The sequence below is a fragment of the Maribacter cobaltidurans genome (genome assembly GCF_002269385.1).
GTDB classification, from domain to species: Bacteria; Bacteroidota; Bacteroidia; order Flavobacteriales; family Flavobacteriaceae; genus Maribacter; species Maribacter cobaltidurans.
Genome location: NZ_CP022957.1, coordinates 4,028,594 through 4,048,025 on the forward strand (window position 1 = coordinate 4,028,594; position 19,432 = coordinate 4,048,025).

At 39.6% G+C, this 19,432-nt stretch carries 23 protein-coding genes; 4 read left to right on the plus strand and 19 right to left on the minus strand.

Annotated elements, in window-relative coordinates; genetic code table 11:
- Window positions 1–3: 3 nt before the first annotated feature.
- Window positions 4–1,242 (plus strand): cation:proton antiporter, encoded by a 1,239-nt coding sequence (locus tag CJ263_RS18040; RefSeq protein WP_094998547.1) that lies wholly within the window; start codon window positions 4–6, stop codon window positions 1,240–1,242.
- Entirely contained in the window at window positions 1,239–1,541 is a 303-nt protein-coding gene (locus CJ263_RS18045; RefSeq protein ID WP_094998548.1) for a hypothetical protein, read from the plus strand. The genes CJ263_RS18040 and CJ263_RS18045 overlap by 4 nt, the downstream gene beginning before the upstream one ends.
- A 54-nt stretch (window positions 1,542–1,595) precedes the next feature.
- Here CJ263_RS18045 and CJ263_RS18050 read toward each other — a convergent pair whose 3' ends face one another.
- The 3 genes from CJ263_RS18050 to CJ263_RS18060 form a co-directional block, all read right to left on the minus strand.
- On the minus strand, window positions 1,596–3,134 hold the full coding sequence (locus CJ263_RS18050) for a family 43 glycosylhydrolase (RefSeq protein ID WP_094998549.1): 1,539 nt from the start codon (window positions 3,132–3,134) through the stop codon (window positions 1,596–1,598).
- 138 nt (window positions 3,135–3,272) lie between these two features.
- Window positions 3,273–3,707, minus strand: a complete 435-nt coding sequence (locus CJ263_RS18055) for an EthD family reductase (RefSeq protein WP_094998550.1) — start codon at window positions 3,705–3,707, stop codon at window positions 3,273–3,275.
- Between the two features lie 132 nt (window positions 3,708–3,839).
- Window positions 3,840–4,448 (minus strand): SET domain-containing protein, encoded by a 609-nt coding sequence (locus CJ263_RS18060; RefSeq protein ID WP_094998551.1) that lies wholly within the window; start codon window positions 4,446–4,448, stop codon window positions 3,840–3,842.
- 207 nt (window positions 4,449–4,655) lie between these two features.
- Between CJ263_RS18060 and CJ263_RS18065 the strand changes: the two genes are divergently transcribed.
- Complete coding sequence (locus CJ263_RS18065; protein WP_094998552.1) at window positions 4,656–5,840, plus strand: endo-1,4-beta-xylanase; 1,185 nt, start codon at window positions 4,656–4,658, stop codon at window positions 5,838–5,840.
- A gap of 138 nt (window positions 5,841–5,978) precedes the next feature.
- Here the strand turns inward: CJ263_RS18065 and CJ263_RS18070 are convergent, their stop codons facing one another.
- From CJ263_RS18070 to CJ263_RS18145, 16 genes are all read right to left on the minus strand, one after another.
- The gene (locus tag CJ263_RS18070; protein ID WP_094998553.1) at window positions 5,979–7,292 is read right to left on the minus strand and encodes a hypothetical protein; all 1,314 of its coding nucleotides are present in this window, start codon (window positions 7,290–7,292) and stop codon (window positions 5,979–5,981) included.
- Complete coding sequence (locus tag CJ263_RS18075; protein ID WP_094998554.1) at window positions 7,285–8,619, minus strand: ADP-ribosylglycohydrolase family protein; 1,335 nt, start codon at window positions 8,617–8,619, stop codon at window positions 7,285–7,287. Before CJ263_RS18075 ends, CJ263_RS18070 begins: the two co-directional genes overlap by 8 nt.
- 69 nt (window positions 8,620–8,688) lie before the next feature.
- Window positions 8,689–9,318, minus strand: a complete 630-nt coding sequence (locus CJ263_RS18080) for a cation transporter (RefSeq protein ID WP_094998555.1) — start codon at window positions 9,316–9,318, stop codon at window positions 8,689–8,691.
- A 186-nt stretch (window positions 9,319–9,504) separates the two neighbouring features.
- Complete coding sequence (locus CJ263_RS18085; protein ID WP_094998556.1) at window positions 9,505–10,389, minus strand: pirin family protein; 885 nt, start codon at window positions 10,387–10,389, stop codon at window positions 9,505–9,507.
- A 96-nt stretch (window positions 10,390–10,485) separates the two neighbouring features.
- Complete coding sequence (locus CJ263_RS18090) at window positions 10,486–11,049, minus strand: DUF7010 family protein (RefSeq protein WP_094998557.1); 564 nt, start codon at window positions 11,047–11,049, stop codon at window positions 10,486–10,488.
- A gap of 180 nt (window positions 11,050–11,229) precedes the next feature.
- Window positions 11,230–11,850 carry an LbetaH domain-containing protein gene (locus CJ263_RS18095; protein ID WP_094998558.1) on the minus strand — a complete coding sequence of 207 codons (621 nt, stop codon included), beginning with the start codon at window positions 11,848–11,850 and terminating at the stop codon, window positions 11,230–11,232.
- A 44-nt stretch (window positions 11,851–11,894) separates the two neighbouring features.
- A complete protein-coding gene (locus CJ263_RS18100) occupies window positions 11,895–12,461 on the minus strand; it encodes a hypothetical protein (protein ID WP_094998559.1) in 567 nt (188 codons plus the stop codon).
- A 340-nt stretch (window positions 12,462–12,801) separates the two neighbouring features.
- On the minus strand, window positions 12,802–13,326 hold the full coding sequence (locus CJ263_RS18105; RefSeq protein ID WP_199768152.1) for a GNAT family N-acetyltransferase: 525 nt from the start codon (window positions 13,324–13,326) through the stop codon (window positions 12,802–12,804).
- A gap of 133 nt (window positions 13,327–13,459) precedes the next feature.
- Window positions 13,460–14,248, minus strand: a complete 789-nt coding sequence (locus CJ263_RS18110; RefSeq protein ID WP_094998560.1) for a DUF6090 family protein — start codon at window positions 14,246–14,248, stop codon at window positions 13,460–13,462.
- Between the two features lie 41 nt (window positions 14,249–14,289).
- Window positions 14,290–14,808, minus strand: a complete 519-nt coding sequence (locus CJ263_RS18115) for a RidA family protein (protein ID WP_094998561.1) — start codon at window positions 14,806–14,808, stop codon at window positions 14,290–14,292.
- Window positions 14,809–15,011: 203 nt separating this feature from the next.
- Window positions 15,012–15,194 carry a hypothetical protein gene (locus CJ263_RS18120; RefSeq protein WP_094998562.1) on the minus strand — a complete coding sequence of 61 codons (183 nt, stop codon included), beginning with the start codon at window positions 15,192–15,194 and terminating at the stop codon, window positions 15,012–15,014.
- Window positions 15,195–15,491: 297 nt separating this feature from the next.
- Window positions 15,492–16,298 carry a DUF2971 domain-containing protein gene (locus CJ263_RS18125; RefSeq protein WP_158657193.1) on the minus strand — a complete coding sequence of 269 codons (807 nt, stop codon included), beginning with the start codon at window positions 16,296–16,298 and terminating at the stop codon, window positions 15,492–15,494.
- Between the two features lie 58 nt (window positions 16,299–16,356).
- Window positions 16,357–16,521 carry a tyrosine-type recombinase/integrase gene (locus tag CJ263_RS18130; protein WP_308423244.1) on the minus strand — a complete coding sequence of 55 codons (165 nt, stop codon included), beginning with the start codon at window positions 16,519–16,521 and terminating at the stop codon, window positions 16,357–16,359.
- A gap of 7 nt (window positions 16,522–16,528) precedes the next feature.
- Entirely contained in the window at window positions 16,529–16,990 is a 462-nt protein-coding gene (locus CJ263_RS18135) for a GNAT family N-acetyltransferase (RefSeq protein ID WP_094998565.1), read from the minus strand.
- Between the two features lie 4 nt (window positions 16,991–16,994).
- The gene (locus CJ263_RS18140; protein ID WP_094998566.1) at window positions 16,995–17,900 is read right to left on the minus strand and encodes a bifunctional metallophosphatase/5'-nucleotidase; all 906 of its coding nucleotides are present in this window, start codon (window positions 17,898–17,900) and stop codon (window positions 16,995–16,997) included.
- 167 nt (window positions 17,901–18,067) lie between these two features.
- Entirely contained in the window at window positions 18,068–18,853 is a 786-nt protein-coding gene (locus CJ263_RS18145) for a 5'-nucleotidase C-terminal domain-containing protein (RefSeq protein ID WP_094998567.1), read from the minus strand.
- A gap of 45 nt (window positions 18,854–18,898) precedes the next feature.
- Here CJ263_RS18145 and CJ263_RS18150 point away from each other — a divergent pair, with 45 nt between their 5' ends.
- The gene (locus CJ263_RS18150) at window positions 18,899–19,432 is read left to right on the plus strand and encodes a DUF6913 domain-containing protein (RefSeq protein ID WP_094998568.1); all 534 of its coding nucleotides are present in this window, start codon (window positions 18,899–18,901) and stop codon (window positions 19,430–19,432) included.

A 19,432-nucleotide genomic window follows, 5' to 3' on the forward strand; every position in this document is an offset into this window, starting at 1 on the left:
AAAATGGATTACTTCATTATCAGTGCAGTACTGGTTTTTATTTCGGCAATTTTTGGATATATCAATGTTCGGTTTTTAAAGCTTCCGAACACCATTGGTCTCATGCTCATAACCATTGTATTTACATTGGCGGTTTTTGTCATTGGCTATGTAGACGATACCCTTCTAAATGCCGAACGGTATATTATTACGCAGATTGATTTTAAAACTGTGCTCTTGGATATTATGTTGAGTTTCCTGCTTTTTGCCGGTGCACTCCATACCAATTTTGAGCAGCTTAGAGTACAACGATGGCCGATTATGGTCTTTTCCACCTTGGGAGTTTTGGTGTCTACATTTTTGGTCGGTACTATTATGTTCTATCTGTTGAAAATGACATCCATGGATGTGACTTATATCCATTGCTTGCTTTTTGGGGCGCTTATTTCCCCAACAGATCCCATAGCGGTATTGGGAATCCTTAAAAAGGCTGGGGCGCCCAAAAAACTGGAAACTAAGATAGTGGGGGAGTCCTTGTTCAATGATGGGGTTGGGGTAGTCGTATTTTTGACCATTTTTAAAATGGCCTCCTCGGGAGGGGCACCAGTAGAGCCTATGGAAATACTCGAGCTTTTTGGTGTAGAAGTTATTGGAGGTATTCTTTGGGGCCTCTTGATTGGTTGGGTAACGTACAGATTGATGCGCAGTATAGACGACTATGATATTGAGGTGATTATAACCTTGGCCGCCGTAATGATGGGCACTGTGGTCGCCCAAAAATTTCATCTTTCCGCACCCCTGGCCATGGTAACTGCAGGCTTGGTCGTGGGGAACGATACGGTGAGAAATTCGGCTATGTCGGATACTACGGAGATATATGTCGATAAATTTTGGGAATTGTTGGATATTTTGTTCAATACGTTGTTGTTTGTCCTCATCGGTATGGAAATGTTGGTCATCAGCTTTGAAACCAGTTACATTATAGCTGGATTGATTGCGATTCCCATTGTGCTGGGATGTAGATATCTCAGTTTGCTGATGCCCATTAAATTTTTTGAAAAGCGCTTGGATTTTGTTCCCGGGACGAATTTGGTCATGACTTGGGGCGGATTGCGAGGGGGTATTTCCATTGCCTTGGCCCTAGGTTTGACCCAGGATATGAATAGGGACCTGTTTTTGGTCATCACCTATGTGGTCGTGGTCTTTTCCATCATCGCCCAAGGTTTAACTGTTGGTAATCTTGTAAAACGAGTTGCAAAATGATACCCAAGGATTACACCGAATTTGAAGCAACCTTAACAGGTTCCCAGCCACTGCCCGATTGGCCGGAGGGACTAAAGGCCCTTTGGTACGATGCCAAGGGCGATTGGGAAGCTTCCCACAATATTGCCCAAGACTTGTATAATCAGCTAGGGAGTTGGATTCATGCCTATCTACACCGCAAGGAAGGCGACCGATTCAATGCAGGCTATTGGTACCGACAGGCAAACAGGCCTTTTTCAAAATTATCCCTTGAGGATGAGCTTAAGGACATTGTGGAATACGTGCTCCAAGAACGCTAATTGTCCACACAAGGGCACTGCTCGGGATACCAGGAACCTTAACAGCGATTTGTATCAATTATATTGTATCGAAAAATAATCGAATACACCGTTGTCATCTCCGGATTTGTTGTCTTTTTTTATTTGAAGTCCGGCTTTCATTCCAGAGGACCACCATGCCAAATTATTGCCGTCCAAAGCGTCAAACCCTTCCCAATTCTGGCCATCAACACTATAGCTCAGACGAATACCAGTGTCGTCCTTTAGTTCGGCTTTGAGCCAAACATTATTCATTTTTTCCAAATTTTCTTTGGAATCCAATTCCGTATACTTCCCTTCTTCAACTTTCCAAAGTATTACTTGATTGTCTCTGGTTCCAAGGCCAAGGCTATGGTTTTTTGTGGTATAGAGCACAATACCCTTTAAGGCACTATTTTTATTAATCACCTTCGTGGTAATCTCAAATTCCGAGTCGTCTGGTATTACACATAATACCGCTCCGGTATTGTTTGTATTGTCTGGTTGGGTTTCCGTTATGGTCAATGTTCCATTGCCTACCCTTGCATTAAATGGACTGTTCTTTACGTTAAACTTCCAGTGTCTACCAAGCTCATTACCCTCAAAATCGTCCGTGATGTTTTGTTCCAACCGATTTCCCTCCACTAAGCTAGGTTCTACTTTAAAATAAGGCCATCCATTTTCATCCCAATACATTTGACTCAAAAGGGCCGCTCTTCCCAATTTTGGGAAGCCTTTGGTGTTATACGCATGGTAGAGATAAAACCAATCTTCATTGAATTGTACGGCCGTTCCATGTCCCGGACATTTCCACATGGAATTGCCTTTGAGCAGTGGGTTTTGATCATATTTTTCCCATGGCCCCTCCATACTTTTTGCACGGGCAACCCCAACCATATAATCACAATTCTTTCCACAGCAAGCGTTACCAGAGTACAACATATATAAAAAATCGCCATGTTTTATAATGGCCTGGCCTTCAATACCGCCCTTTTCCCATGTATCGTCTTCTGCCGTAACAATTTCAAAATGTTCACCCATTAGCTTAAGTCCATCATCGGAAAGTTGGGAACCTAAAATCTGAATGGGTTTATCCGGTGTTAACCCATAGGCTTTCCAAGTGATGTACAGTGATTTATCCTCCCTGTAGACATAGGCGTCTATAGCTTCCTCTCCCCAATCTATGAGTACACCTTTGTCAATAAAGCCTTGGGTAATATCCGTTGTAGTTGCAACACCAATCTTTGAAATGCCATCTGTACCCCTTGCCGTATAATAACAATAGAACGTACCATTTTCATAGAAAAGTTCTGGAGCCCAAAAGCTTCCCATGGTCCAATCCGGGTTGGTATCAAATACGGCACCTATGTGTTCCCAATGATAAAGGTCCGTGGATTTATAGATGGGATAGACCGGGGCCCAATCGCCCGTGGTACCTGTGGCGTAATAGACTCCATCCACCTCAATTACGGAAGGATCCGGTAGTTCACCCGATATGACTTGAATTTGCTCAAAATTCGTTTGGGAAAAACCCAATAGGGGTAAGCAAATCAATACAATCGATAAAATGTGAAATCCGTTGGTTCTAAAAGACATATCCTTAATTATTACAAGTTGCTTAAAAATAAGGATATAGGGAGTTCATTAATACCCATTGGCCAAAAAACAGGGTATGTTTTCATGAATTTAGTGTTCTACCAACAATCAATTGGCAGTTCACGAAAAAAGGAAGTATTACTTTTTATTATTATAACCGACTTTTTGTATTTCACTGATCTGAATAACTGGTTGGATGTTCGTGTAGTTTTTAAAATCATTGACGATGGTATCTATGTGCGGTCCTATTGCTGCATTATAGGCAGTCAAGTCATGGACATAAAAGTAACCCACTGCCAAAAAGGGGACTTCATCATTTGGGGTCCTGCCCGAAATTCCCTTGTCAATTTCATAAAATTTTAGATTTTTCCCTAGAAAGTCGGCTACCATGGGCATATGCTTGTTTACATAATACGTCATGTCAAAGGTTTTTCCTTCCCCGTTAGGGTAGAATATGGCAACCTTTGTTAATCCTGTTTGCCCCTCTATCGAATTTTTAATCTCGCTAGATTTACAACCAACAAGGGCTGTGAACAAGAAAATCAAACTAAGTGATCGATATCTTTTTTTCATTTCTTTTGTTTTTAAATGCCCTCTACTGTAATAGCATGTAGCGTCCTAAGGTACATCATTATTTATTCTGTTTCATGGATAAATGCCTCAGTATCTGGGCCGAGTATAATAGAATGATAGAATTTTGCCAGGTTATTTGTCTGCAAGGACATGCTTTTTCTCATCATAATAATTGGACAAGATAGACGCCAGTTCGGCCTCCCCGCTCAGGACACTTTCAATTTTGCTCTTGGTCTTATCACTTAATACCTGATGCAATGGTTGTTCTAGCTTATCGATTTTATAAAAGACCTTTCTGATTTTGTTGTCCCACACCTTATAGTATTTTAATAGGTCGTCCGGATAGACCGTTTTACGCCGGGTTCCTTCATTGATGCCCCTAAACGGACTCGTAATATTCAAGTAACCATAATCATCCGTCAATTGTTCTCCCGGATTAATGTCCCTTACAGCGATTTCAAAATCATAGGCGGTGGTGAGGCAATTGGAGTTAAAACTATGGTTTACGTATCTTCCATGGTCCCAACAAAGGACAAGATTTCCGTTGTTGTTCCTATAGGTATACGTGTCCAGAATATCCTGATAAATAGGCTCCATATTATGAAAATCCAAGGGACTGAACTCCCGATCCAGTTTATCAAGCACCCAGGTAATGGTGCCAGCGGGAATAAATTGAACGGCCACGACACCGTAGCCTATTTCTTTGCTTATAAAGCGTAATTCCGTATGCGGATGAATCATATATGAATCATAATTAAAAGGTATTTATGAATAATAAAGTAAGGCAATAGTGCGTCCTGTACGCTACGTATCGTGAATTAAAATTAGTTTATTTTGATTTACAAATAACAGGATATTTAATGGGGAAGGAGAAATTTTGTAACATTTCAAGTTACGTAGGTTGTCGGTTTCTTAGTACTTTTAAGTTTCACATTTATTTTTAAAACCATGAACATATTTAAGCCAACCGTTTTCCTAATATCTTCATTAGTATTGCTGAACAGTTGTGGGGAAAAGGAAAAGCCGGAAATAACCGATCAGGGGGAAAAAGAGCCTGTATCCAAAACATTGAAGGAAGCTTATGCAGATGCTTTTAAAATTGGGGTTGCCGTAAATGGTGCAATTGTATCTGGTGAGGATTCCGGGTCACAAGAAATCATATTGGAACAATTTAATACAGTGACTCCGGAGAATGTGATGAAAGCGGAAATTATTAATCCGGAGCCTGGAATCTTTGATTTTACGGCTGCCGATGCCTATGTGGATTTTTCCGAAAAAAACGACCTTTTTACAGTAGGGCATACGTTGGTCTGGCACAACCAGACCCCAGCATGGTTTTTTCAGGATAAGAACGGCAATCCCAACACAAAAGAAGCGCAATTGGAGAGAATGCATCAACATATACAGGCCGTTGCGGGTAGATATGCCGGGAGAATCGATGCGTGGGACGTGGTCAATGAGGTCATTGACAATGATGGCTCTTACAGAAGCAATACGGCTTGGGTCAAAAGTGTGGGCGATGGAGACGAACTTGTTAGAAATGCCTTCAAGTTTGCCAGTGAGTACGCCCCGGATACAGAACTTTATTATAATGACTTTAATGCATGGAGGCCCACCAAAAGGGATGGTATTATGAAAATGGTGCGTATGCTACAAAATGAGGGGATTAAGATAGATGGCATAGGTATCCAAGGTCACTGGGGCCTTAATTATCCAAAGAACGAGTATATAGAGGCTGCAATCGATTCCTTTGCCTCTTTGGGTGTTAAGGTGATGATCACCGAGTTGGATGTAGATGTACTCCCTTTAACAAAGGAAGGGCAAATTATTGGAACGGGCATGTTACATCCCCAATATCAATTGGAAGAGTTCAAAGAGTTTCTTGATCCCTACCCGGATGGACTTCCAGAAGATGTTCAAAAAGAATTGGCCGATAGATACGCGGAATTGATGGGTATTTTTTATAATAAAAGGGACAAAATTGATAGAGTTACTTTTTGGGGACTGCATGACGGTATGTCCTGGAAAAATAACTATCCCATAAATGCACGTACCAACTATCCACTCTTATACGACAGGCAATTAGAGCCTAAAAAGGCGGTCGAGGCCATTTTGAAAGTTCCTGAAAAGTAAAAACCGTTTAATTACCCTTTTATTTGGGGTAATTGACGGTGGTTCATCCAATCTTTTTTAATCATTGATGCGGATCATAGGTTCAATGAGAAGTTTAAAATGGATAAGATGTGATTTTCATACTTTTATTTTATTTCCTTATCTAGCATACCTTTCAAAGAATTCGTTCGTATCCTTGATGTCCTCCAGTTTTAACATCCAACACACTTCGGAAAGGTCCGAAAAGTCCAACCCATTCTCCGCAACTGCTTCATTGTTATAGCGTCCGTCCTTGCCGTTATATTGATTGGATAGTTCAACGGCCAATTCCCAAACCGATTTTAATTTGGAATCCATCACCTCTTCTTTCCATTCGGTGTACCCAGGGGTTCGAAATCCTGGCGTCCCATTACCTACGGTATTTCCATCGGGAATTTTATTGTAATCCGTGTTCTTTTTCACAAAATCCAATAATTCAGGAGTTGTAACTTCTTCGTTCCAGTCACTATGCTGCACTATATGGATACGTTTCTTGGTTTCCAATTGAGGTAGTTTCTTTTGAAGTGCCTTGACCAACTGGGCCGAAAAATCGGACTGGCCCGCTTCCGCAATCCAGATATCTCCCTCAGCCTCCAATGTGACCGTTGCCAATTGTGCGACTTCCTCCGCAGCCGCTTCCATACGCTCATGGGCATCTGTCCAGTTTGTATCAAAAGCCAACTTAAAAAGGGTATTGGGAGGTACATACAATCCTTCCTGAATACCATACGTACCGGCAACCGCATGGTAATTCACGTGCATGAAATTGGGAGAGGTCATTAAGGTCAATAATCCTGCAGCGGCCTGTAGGTCGTCCACATCAGTCTTGCAATCAAAATGCATTAACAGGAGATCTTTCCCTATTTCAAATCGAGGCTGGTTTTTGTAAAGTTCCAGCGCTTTCAAATATTTCTGTCCACCGGCCTCCGTTTGGTCCTGTAAAAAGTCGTTAAGTTCAGGATGGTTGTCGTTTATAAAGGTTAGCAATTTAGTTCTGTTATTCCCGAAGGTTTCGGCATCAAAATCCACATATTCGGTGACCACTTTGGAAACTTTGCCATCTACCACGGAGAGATAATAATTACTGATAAAAGGTTTTTCGTATAGAAATTGAATTCGGGTATCCAATTTGGAAACCTCGGCCTTTACCATCCCATTATCTTGCTGAACAACATCCAAAACCTCGTAGGTAGGGTCAAAAACAGCGTCCCACTTCAATAGTTCTTCGTAATCTTCGTGTGAATATGAGGAAGTATAATCACCTTCCTGGGTTTGAAGACTATCGGCCAGCAGCACCGGAATTTGGGAATAATCGGAAGTGTCCAGCATATTAAAATACCGGGTTGTAATTTCGGTATCGCTTAATTTTTCAGAATTTTTACAAGAAATGAATCCGATGGCACATATGGCCCATACTATAATCTTTTTATTCATGCGTAGTCTTTAATGGAATGATCCAGTTATTATTTTCAGTATCCAAGGTTCCGCCGATTTGTTCCTGTACAACCCTATCGGTTACCCGAAGGCCCTTTTCAGCCATAGCCTCAAAGGTATCGATTCCATCGTTGGGAAAGTTTTGTCGTGTTCTGTGAATATTGAATGTATTGGAGAATTGCCTGCCAAAGGCCTTTTCCACCCCGTCCTTACCCAGCATAAAACCAAGCATACCGCCCCAAGTGGCAGTTGGATTGTCCGAATCCCATCCGGTAAGCACCCCGATTTTTATGGTCTCCTTTAAGTCTCCTTCACCATAGAAAAGACTAACCAAACTAGCTGCAAAATTGATACCCGCAGCAAAACATCCATTACAATACAAATTTTGAGAGGTAATGTCATATCCATCCTCTTCATTCACTTGATATCTTTGGTATATGGAATCCCGGGTCTGTTCCCAGGGAATACCAGATTCATATAGTTGATGTACATAATCGTACATTTTGGCTGGGTATTCCGTATCGGGGAGGGATTTGCGCGCTTCCTGGGCCATCCATTGAACCCGTTTGTGCATTTTTTCTTCCGATGGTTGGCTTGCCAAAGCATACATGCGTACATAGAATTTGGAGATGTCCTCCGCTTCCTGGCTTGCAACGGTTTGTATGGGAAGTACGGCGATTTTAACGGCAACATCCGGTCTTGCAGGAGCAAAGAGCCCGAAAATTTCTGTAGTTAACTGGGCATCTATCATTTCAAAATGCTCGTTTTGTTCTGGACTTCCTGTAGCTGGTGGCAAAACCCCTTCTTGCATCAGGTCAAAGGCTTTTTGGTTGGAGACCCATAAATAGTTTTCCTCTTCCGGCCTAATATGGGTTAACCAACCATCCCGAATCTGTTCCGGGGTGAGTAGGGTGGTTTTATGGGTGTTGAGCAAATGCTGATACATATATTCAATGTCCGTATCATCGTCTGCACCCCATATTTCAGTAGTATCCCGAAATACAAAGTCAATAGTGGGGGAGAGGTCGCTGGGTTCTCCCTCCGAAAAAATACTGGGTTGGTCCGGCTGGCCCCAATCTTCACGGGTATAGAAATCTCCGGTTTTAATTTCACCAATATTTCCAATTTTATCCATCTCGGTGACCAATCCGGTCCAATTGGCAATACACTGAGCGAGCCAAAAACCATAGAGTTGGTCTTTATAATTATCCCTTGAAATGGTTATTGTAGCATCTTCTTTTTCAAGTGAATCTATTTCTTTGTTACTGGTTTTGCAGCCCAAAATACCTATAAAAAGAAATAAGTAGACTAGTTTTTTAGCTTTCATGAAGTTTTTATTGTTGGATGATTATTTCAATATAGTAATCTTTATTATACTGTTGTTCAAATTATCTACTCAATCACAACAGCAATTTTTGTCGCTATTTGCTTTTTCAAAACATTCCATTCCTTCTTTAAAGGCAAAGTAAGCAAGACCAAGTGTTCCTATACTATCAATATATCGTAGTCCAAAAAGTTCATAAAGTCCACTACTTGCAAGTAAAATTACTGACATATAAACGCAGACCATAGTACAGTTGGCATCTGCTAAAATTGGTGCCGAATTCAGCTGGCCTCCAACTTTTCTCTTCCAAACAACCAAAATCCACATGATTAGAATTGAAATCATTGAAATAACAACACCCCAAAAGGTAGTTATTGGTTTGTGTCCTGTCCAAATATTATAGACACTAGTTATAACGAGACCTAAAACCAAAATATAGAAAGCAATTCCTGTAATTCGTAGTGCTGTCCGTTCAAAGTCATTTCGTTTACTATTAGGGTTATTTTGAATTCTTAATACCATATGGGCTATTCCTAATCCGGAAACAACTTCGATGAAACTATCCAAGCCGAAACCGAAAAGAGCGAGACTTTCATCTTCGAATCCAAGATATGTTGAAATAAGCCCTTCCACAACGTTATATATGATTGTAAATAGAGCGAGTCCAAATGCAATTTTATATAGTCTTATATTTTCAGACATTGAAAATTGTTTTTTGATTTATTCTGGCTTACTAACAAAATTACACTTTTAAAGGTGTCTGTACCATCTTTGTGCAAGTCGGTGATTATAATTGGGAGATGGAGTGCGAGAAAAGAAAAAATAGTCCTGAAATTAAATTTATGTTTTATTGCGAGTAAAGATTTGTTTAAATGTAGGTTTAATCCATTATTTTAAACGGATATCCGGGAAAGGTATATACGTATCATCGCCCGGTACTTTGGGAAATCTTTTATCCTGCCAGTCCTCTTTGGCCTGTTTGAGTTTTTCCCGGTCCGACGAGACAAAATTCCAAAGTAAATAATGTTCCCGGCCCAAAGGTTTCCCGCCAAACAGCAGTAGTTGGGTGTTTTTGGTGACATGAATGTCACAATGGTTCTCCGTTTTTGAAATGAGCATTTGTCCGGCCTTGATTTCCGAATCTTTTTCAAAGACACTTCCCGTAACTACCACGATGGCAATTTCCCCTTTCAGTTCCCCGTTGATTTTAATGGTTTGTTCCTCCGGACTCTCAATTTTGAGCATAAATAGGGGAGAATAGACTTTTAAGGGTGATTGCCGACCATATCCTGTGCCTGCTACCAAGGTATATAGGGTTTGCCCATCCTGCCAGCGTGGTAGTTCTTCCTTGGGGATAAACTGAAAATTAGGTTCCATGTCTTCCAATTCCTTGGGTAGGGCCACCCAGACCTGATAACCGTGCATGGTAAATCTATTACTATTTCGTAACTGGGCCGGTGTGCGTTCCGTATGGGTGACGGCCTTACCAAAGGTCATAAAACCTACATCGCCCGGGGTAATGATTTGATTGGCACCGGTACTATCCTTATGTGCTATCTCGCCCTCAAAAAGGTAGGTTAGGGTACTTAAACCCGTATGCGGATGTTGGTCCACGTCCATGTACTTACCCTTGCCCAATGCAACCGGTCCCATATGGTCTATAAAGGTAAATGGGCCTACTTGGCGCTTTTTCCGAATGGGAAGCAGGCGTCCTACGGTAAACTGACCAATGTCCGCAGGTTTTTCATCTACTAGGATTTGATTGTTCGTCATTGGGCCGGAAGATTATAATTTTAAGTTCGAAATTCGATATTTCAAGTTACGGATTCTTTCAGAATCATAGGGCGCAAAATCATTTGGCAGTGCAGCTTAATTCACAATCATTCCTTTCTTTCGATTATTGGAGATGAACAACCATAGAGCCAGTAGAAGTAGGCATACCACCATAAGAAGTGGAACATAATACATTTGGTCGGTACTCACGTTAATGGCCACGAGTAAAGCCCCTACGGAAATGATACCCGCAAAAATCGCGTATCCTATTTCGTCATAGAACCAAGCATAGGGGAAAAAATGGGCCCCTGTAATAATGACATAGGTCATTACAAAATAATCTGGATTATCCCTCAGAATAAAAAACAGAAAGGGAAAATAAAAAAGCTGTGCAAAATTAAGCCACATACCCAAAGGTTGTAGGGGGTTGGTTTTGGTAGTCCAAGTGGTTTTAAGGGCTTTGGACAATAAATAGGCCAAAGGTAACATAAACATACCAACGTAAAAGGTCCAAATACTTTTGGTAAACGCTTCTTTGGGCAAGGTCCAGATATAGGCGATAATGGTCCAGACAATGGCAGCGGATATGATAAAATCAATTCCACTTTTAGCGTTAATGGCCAATTCCAATTTGAGTTTTTTTAAATCCTGCTTGTTCATGATAGTTCTTGGTTGATTACAGGGTAAAAGTATATTTTGCTTTTAAGAACAACCAATTCCTTTTACCCAAGTGTAATTTTTTATGAATGAATTGTTTGTATTCTGAAATGAAGGTTGCGGCAAGGAATTGTTGTAAATGTAGGCCTAATGAGGTTATCCTTCTTCAGGACAACTACCGAACTAGGTATCCCCTTGTTGATTAACCAATTCCAGTCTTTTTACAATGGAATTCTTTTTCAAAAGGGTACCTGGGGATAAAACGGCATTGGCACCAATTTTAGAATCGTCCCCTACCAAAGAACCAAACTTATCCACTCCGGTATCTATGGTTTCATTATTGTACTTAACCCAAATTCTTTTATTCTCTCGCTCATTGTAATGGTTTGCCGCAATTGATCCCGCCTCAAAATTTACATTTTGTCCAATAATACTGTTTCCGATATAGTTTAAATGGGCAACGGCGGTTTGGGAACAAATAATGCTGCTCTTTATTTCCGAGCCAGGACCTATTTTCACGAATTTGTCCAAAAACACACCTTCCCTAAAATAAGCGTTGGCACCTATTTTACAATGCTCCAGGGCTATAAATGGTCTTTTAAAGGTTACACCCTTTTCTATGATAACGGATTTATGAACGGCAATGCCATTCTCTATGTTGAATTCCGGCCCCAAGTGGGTTATTATTTTTTCAAGAATGTCTTTTAAATGGGTTGTCAACTTCCAGGGTGCTGGGGACTGGGATAGGTCAAAGTACTCGGGGAGGTTCGTTATAAAATCTTTAATATCCAGTTTTTGATTCATTGAAATTTGAATTTTCACCTATTTCAGTTCGGCACCGTACAATTTTATTTATTTTTTTCCAGCCTTTTGAACCCATAGTACATTAGTCCGCAACACAGAAGTAATCCGACTATAGCGGGTATTAAAATAGACTTTCCGGATTCCCCTGCATTTTGAATACTCCATACAATTTTACCTGTAGCCATGAGTACGACTACTCCAATTCCAATAAGTAGACTCCGTTTCCAAAAAGCTAGACCCAAGGCTAAAAATGATAAGGGAATCGTCAAAGTCAATAGTAGTTTGCTTAAATTCCAATCCCCGTATAGATAATCCTTCTCGAATGCTAAAAACCCCATGACGTTTTCACTTACAATTTCGGGTTTGGGAAACCAAAACATACTCGTAAATAAGGCGAAAATGGAAATCATCATTCCCGTAAAACTTTTTTTGTAAGCGAAATAGCAAAAAGGAAGTAAAAAAAGGGGCCTTACATACCAACTCCATTGATTGTGGTGCCGTTCAAAAACCCAATCAAAAAAAGGCCTATAGGTCATTGATACTGTTATGAAGGCAATGGTCAAACACAAAAAGAGGCCGCCAACTATGATATCTGTATTCCTGTTTTTCATTTATTTTATTTATAAACGCCAACACAACATTTTGCAAAACATCTGCAATTGCTGTACGCGTGTAGGAGCAAAAGAGGCAAATTTTAAGGAAATATAGTAAAAACTATTAATGATAGCATGGCTATAACCTTCTAACTTAAAGAATCACTTAATTTTATTTAAATTACTGAATAACAGTTAATTACCTAAAAAAAATAAAAACTTCTGTAGAATTAGCAATATAATTTACGCTATGAAAAATGGACGCTTTAAAAGCGCTGAACTTACCTTGAGCACTAGCCTTGATGCAAGGCAAAAACCTTGATTTCCCTTCTTTTCACCTATTTTCCAAAATACATTATTACCTGATGGTTTTTTTTCTTTTCAACTCATATACAACGCATGGCGCTCCGTCAAACTCTTTTTCTTCAATGAATTTAAATCCTATTCTTCTATAAAATCTTTGCGCTTTAATATTTGATTTTAAGGGATCAATGAGAATCCCTTCTACTGATTCATCTTTAAAACATATTTCAATGGCAAGTTCCATAATTTTAGTGCCATAGCCTTTATTTAGGTTGTGTTCTTCTCCTATCCAAATATCAATGGCTCTTTTATTAGGTTCCACCTCGCCCCAGTAATGGGTTTCTTCAAGAGAAGGATCAATGATTTGAACAAAACCTATCGGCTCTGAATTTAATTCGGCAATTAGTTGTTCCCGCCATTCTGGATTTCTACTTAATTCTATCTCCCAATTCCAGTCCTCATCTGGATCACAGTCAATCACATGTTGTTTCGTGTCCCAGTATTTGACCAAATCAAGGTCTTTTATCGTAGCGGGTCTTAATTCTATCACTTTAGGGTTCTCATTTTTCTTGTTGGTCATTTGGTCACATTGTTATTGGAAAGGGACCGGCGCCTAGGTAATGGAAAAAAATATGCTTAAGTTAAATGTATGTTATCGGTCTGGGCCTCCAACCGTTTTAATGTTTTATTCACTTTGTTAGCCTTTCGTTATTTTATTCATTTTCTTGACATTTTGACTCTAAAATATCTTCTAAAACATGGATTTCTTTAAGCATTAATTTATAAAGTTCAACTTGTCTGGTATTCACCGATACATACTCAAGCGCCTCATTAAGAAGTCTTGTTTTCATCTCATTTGATAAAATATCATTGTCATTTATTTGCATTACGTCTTTTACATCTTGTTCCAATCCTGTTGAGAATCTTCCACCTGCCCTGAGCGATGCCTGATTAGAGCCGTTAGCAAAATTGTTGTTATGTGCAAAAAGTATTTCTACGGCGTATTTACCATTTACCATAATTATACTTTTTAATTCTTCAACTTTGTTGAAATATTGGTTAAGTGCTTTTATTATTGATTTATCACCTATAATATTTAGGTTGGCTCCAGACTTTAAATCTTCATACGCTGAATTATTTGGTTTAAAATCAGAGTAGATAGCCTTTGTTGAAAGAAATATTTGATTTCCGATCTCAACTTTTTGCACATTACCATTTAGGAGCAACCTTACAGCTTGGTTGGAAGCAGATAAACGGTCTTGAGCTAATGTTAAAAGATTACTTGTTTGTTCTATATCAAGAATAGCATCTTCCAGTAACCGGCAGTAATATTCATTTTCCAGTTTTATTTGCTTTTGATGTTCATTCCAGTTGTTTAGTTGCATAGCAATGAGAATGCCAATCACAACAAGTGCAATTTCTCCAATTGCATAAAGCAGATATTTACCAATTCTGTTATCTGCAAGTAATCTTCGCCTAATTTTTCTAAAGAATTTTATCATTAATTAGCGGTTGGTTATACATTATTTTGCTTTCGTACTTTTCATTCCGATTTATGTATTTCAAGTTCGATTTCAACCAAAAATTCAGGTAATGCTAATCCTTTTACTTCAAGCCATGAACCAGTCGGAAATCCATTTTTATAAATTTCAGCACGATAAGCTGATTTTTCCAACATTTGAGCCATATCAGTTGTGAAAATATCTTCTTTTACAACATCGTCAAATGTGCAACCAAAGTGTTTTAATATTTTTTCCAAATCAGCATAACAATTTTTCATCTGCTGTTCTATATCACCAACAGCAGTTGGATTTCCTTCATTATCCATACTTACTGCTCCAGAAATTTTAATGCTATTCCCAATTTTCACAGCGTGTGAATATCCGTATGCTTTTTCTACTTCTGGACGCAAGAGAAAATATTCAGGTTTTTCGGCCTCGACAATTACTTCTTTTTCCACTTCTTTAGTTTCTTCCTTTTGTTTTTTTTCACAACTTTGGAATACAAAAGCCAATGCAAAAAATGTTGCGAGTATAGTCAATTGGTTGGTTAGTTTTTTCATAATTCTAATTGTTTATTGCCTACTTTGGTCGGTTTTCAGCTTTCCCGTTTTTATTATTCTTTGCGTTTTCAGTATGAAGCACAACGCCGCGCTATGTACGCCATCTGCGGAGGCAGTGGGCGAGTTGAAGTGCTGGTGGCGAATTTTAAGGAAATATAGCAAAATCCAATCAACAATGCTGTGTGAATCGGACTTCCTATTGATCACACGGCATTGTTCTTCAAGGAGTCCGCGATAGCGGAGGTACCCTTGTTGGATTTTGCGGTATTGGGAATAATCCCGATAGCTATCGGGAACATATAGCGTCCTGATATGTCGAGTATCAGAGCCGTGGCGGCGGTCCTGGCAAGAATGTCCCTCATCCTACGGCCAATGTAATCTGGCATAGCGCAGAGCCTGTACTGAGTTTAGCGAAGTGATGATGTCGACTAGCTTTTGGTGGGGTAATTGCGCGAGCAATGCAACAAAAGTACGCCGCAGGCGACCGAGCGGAGCGACCGATGAATTCCTCTGAAAAACAATAGAAATTATATGAATAATTCGACATCATCGTGTTTGTATAAGATTAGTTGCGTTGTTTAAGCACCTAATTTAGCAAATACAAACCGAATAGAAAATCCGCGAGGATTTTCGTAAGTAGGCTTGCACTAGCAATTAATTTTATACGGTGTTGCCCACAGTTTTTATAATTTAGTTCTATTCAGTTCAAATTTAAAAGGCTCCTTTATTAACTGAAATACAGGTATATTCCGCCTTTTGCATTCTAAAACTATCTGCTCTCTGTTTTCTTGTGATATGTTTAAGCCTAAATTGACTTCTTCTATTAAATTATCACTAACAAACACTTTCCTTTCGTCATTAGTCGGTGTGTCTGGATAAAATAATTTTATCAACCGATATTCTTTCTCATACGTCCAATCTTTTGCCTTACTATGAGTTTGCAAAAACATAACTTCTAAACTTTCTTCTTCTGTCAAGGGATTAATTTCTGGAAAGTCATTTCTATAAGTTACTGGACCACCATTATTAAAAAGTCCAGAATTCCGCATTTTTTCTTCATTAAATCCAATACAGAAACCTTGATGATTGTTGCCGTAATGTGACCACATAAGTATGGAATTCCATCTTGCAGTCAATGATAAAATTCCATAGTTTTCATCCATCGCTTTTGATTCCGCAAATTCCTGCATTCTTTGAAATTCAGCGAGATTTGACAGTGATTTTCTCAAATCATTTTTAACTGATTCAACATCTCTATTTTCATCAATCAGGTATTCTCCGTGTTTTTCGCAAAAATTTTCAATAAAAAGTTCGATTTTTTCTTTAGAATCGAGAATCGTAAAGTTTTTATAAATTCTACAATCAAAGGGGTCATTAAAATCTTTTGGTGATGATAAATAGAGTTCGTTTGACAGCAAAATGTTCTTGTGATATGGATTATTCCAATCACGATACTTGTAAATTATTGTTGGATAGTTAATGTTTTTCAAAATTGTGGGCAACAATTGTATGTGTTTACAATTACACATATTTCTATTTTACAAAAACCTAATCTAATGGATTTTCGATTGATTTGAAAGTATTGGTGGCCACATGGGAGTAAATTTCCATCGTCTTGCTCCATCCATGTCCTAAAATCACTTGTATCTGCCTAAAGTCCAACTTATAGTTCCGTAAATGAGTAGTAAAGCCATGGCGAAAGATATGGGCCAAACCGATGTTATAAATCTAATTTCTTTCTAAAACACACACTGTTGTCCACGCCCACATAGGGTGGGTAGTTCGCCGTTACGGTATACCCGTTCTTTTTGTATAAAGCTATGGCCTCGGGCTGGCGCAGTCCCGTTTCCAGTACGCAATATGTAAAGCCTAGTTCCCGAGCCCATGCCTCAAGGGCCTTCAAAATTTTGGAGGCAATGCCCTTGCCCCTCATTTTTGGGTCCACATACATGCGCTTCACCTCTATGCTGTTATCGTCAAATTGTTTAAAGGCCCCACAGCCTAATGCCGTGCCATTCAAGGAGTAGACAATGCAGTGCCCTAATTTGGCTATGCCATTAAATTGGGAATAAAAGGCAGTATCCTCACCATCGCGCAGGGCCAAATCCGCATCCAATAATTGAACGAGTTCTTTAAAGGCCGCATTGCCGGAATCAGTTCTAAGTAGTTCTTCCTGTTTCATATGCTTAAACGGAAATGGTGACTCCTTGGGCCTTGGCGCCATCGGCGTCAAAATAAAAATCGATCCGGCCCAGGTTTACTCCAAAACACCCCACTTGGTTCACTAAAATATCACGTCCGCCGGCATTGGTCACTATGGTGGGCCGTTCTAAAAAGGTGTGGGTATGGCCCCCAATAATCAGATCGGTGTGTTGGGTTCGTTGAGCCAGGGTAAGGTCGTCCGGCTTATTTTCGTTTTCGTAGCTATAGCCCAAATGGGAGAGGCAAATGACCACATCGCACTTTTCTGTTTCCCTTAACTGTGTTTCCATATCCAAGGCAATTTCATAAGGATCCAGATATTCGGTTTCCTTGTACAATTTTTTGGTTACCAAACCGGCCAGTTGAATACCGATGCCATATATACCCACTTTGATACCATCTCGTAAATAGGTTTTGTAGGGTTTTGTGTAACCGTCCAAAACGGTATTGGAAAAATCGTAATTGGCGATAAGAAAATCAAAACTGGCGTAGGGGATTTGGGCCAAAAGACCGTCAATGCCATTATCAAAATCGTGGTTCCCTATCGTTGAGGCGTCATATTTTAATTTGCTCATCAACTTAAATTCCAGTTCGCCTCCGTAAAAATTAAAATAGGGGGTACCCTGAAAAATATCACCGGCATCCAAAAGCAGGGTATTTGGATTTTCTTCCCGTATGCTTTGAACCAAACCTGCCCTGCGGGCCAGCCCTCCCAATCCGGGAAAGTCTGCATGATCCACGGGAAAAGGGTCAATGTGGCTATGCACGTCATTGGTGTGCAGAACGGTCAAGTGTTTTTTTCTGTCCGAACAGGAACCTAGGGAAAGGCCACCTGCCGATAGCAAAACCGACCCCGCCATCGTTTGTGCAACAAATTGTCTTCTATCCATTATTAAGTTCAAAAATCAAGTTCAAATTCAATATAGCTGTTGGCCGTTGTTTGTTCGTTGTTTGTTAATTGTTTGTTATTAGATGAAAACACCAAATACAAGTATCAAGTCTGTTTTCGCCAGCTATTTCACTAACCCCTAGGTCCCTAACTACCCAAATCCAACACTCATTCCACCTTATAATATCTCAGATCCACTTTAGGGGAAAGCGTATCCACTTTGGTAAAATAATCGATCATGGCACTCCTAATTTTATAGTCGATGTCCGTCACTTCCAAGGCATCCTTAAAAAACATCATATCATCACCACCGGATACTAAGTAGTCTGATGTGGCCACATAATAGTTTTTGTCCTCATCAAAGGGCTCGCCTCTGATTTTTAGCGATTTTATACTATCGTCCTTGTTCAATACCAACTGAATACCGGCAACGGGATGGGCCCTTTTAGATCGGATAAGATAGTTCAACATGTCCTTGACGGATTTTCCGCGCAGTTCCACCACGGCAATATTGTTTTCAAAAGGCATTACCTCAAAGGCTGTACGGGCCGATACCTTCCCTTTTGTGATACTGGAGCGAATACCCCCATGGTTCAATAACACAAAATCCAGGTTCTTTCCAGTCCTACTTTTAAAAAGGGGAGCGGCCTGTTCCAGAATTATATCGGCCATAAGATTACCAGCGGTAGTATTATATGGACCATCAGTTTTGGTTATGTCCCATGGAGCGTAGGCCAAGGCACTGTCCAATACTTCTTCCACATGAGTGTGATAGGGCAGAATAAAGGAGGCGATTGAGTCTACAATAGCATCTGTACTGTCAATAACTATTTGTTTGCCTTCAATTTTAGTGAGGAGCTCAGTATTGTTTTGACATGAGATACAATATAAAAAAGTTATAAATATAACAAAATGTTTTATTTTTAAAACGTCAAAGTGTTTTAACTTCGTCATACAGTTGAACGGATATTATTTACATTTGTAGAAATGTAAAAATACATGTTTTTAAAAGGAATTAAGGACAAGTTTAAGCAGAAATCCGGTCTAAAATATATTAAACAGGAACTTGAAAAACCTGTCAATAAGAGTACCGGAAAGAAAGGAATACGTTCTTTGGGTTGCATTGTGGATTTGGACAAGTTTGATAAATCTGACCTATTTTATCAGTTTTTGGACGATTTTTCCTTGAGGCCAAACGCGGTCAAGATTATAGGCTATAAGAGTTTTTACGATAAAAATTCCCCGTACTCAACGCCCATATTTTCTGACAAGGATTTAGGGTGGAACGGCGACATCCAAAATAGTTATGCACTGGAGTTCCTGAGCAGGGAATATGATTTGTTGGTAAACTATTATGACGAGAACAACCTGCTTTTAAACCTGATGTCCATTAAGACAAGGGCAAGGATGAAAGTAGGTTTTGGAACAGTTGGCCCAGATTTCAACGACCTAATTCTAGAAACCCCAATATCCGATTTTAAAACGTTCAAGGCTGAGTTAAAAAAGTATTTAGGCGTTTTTAAAGAAATATAA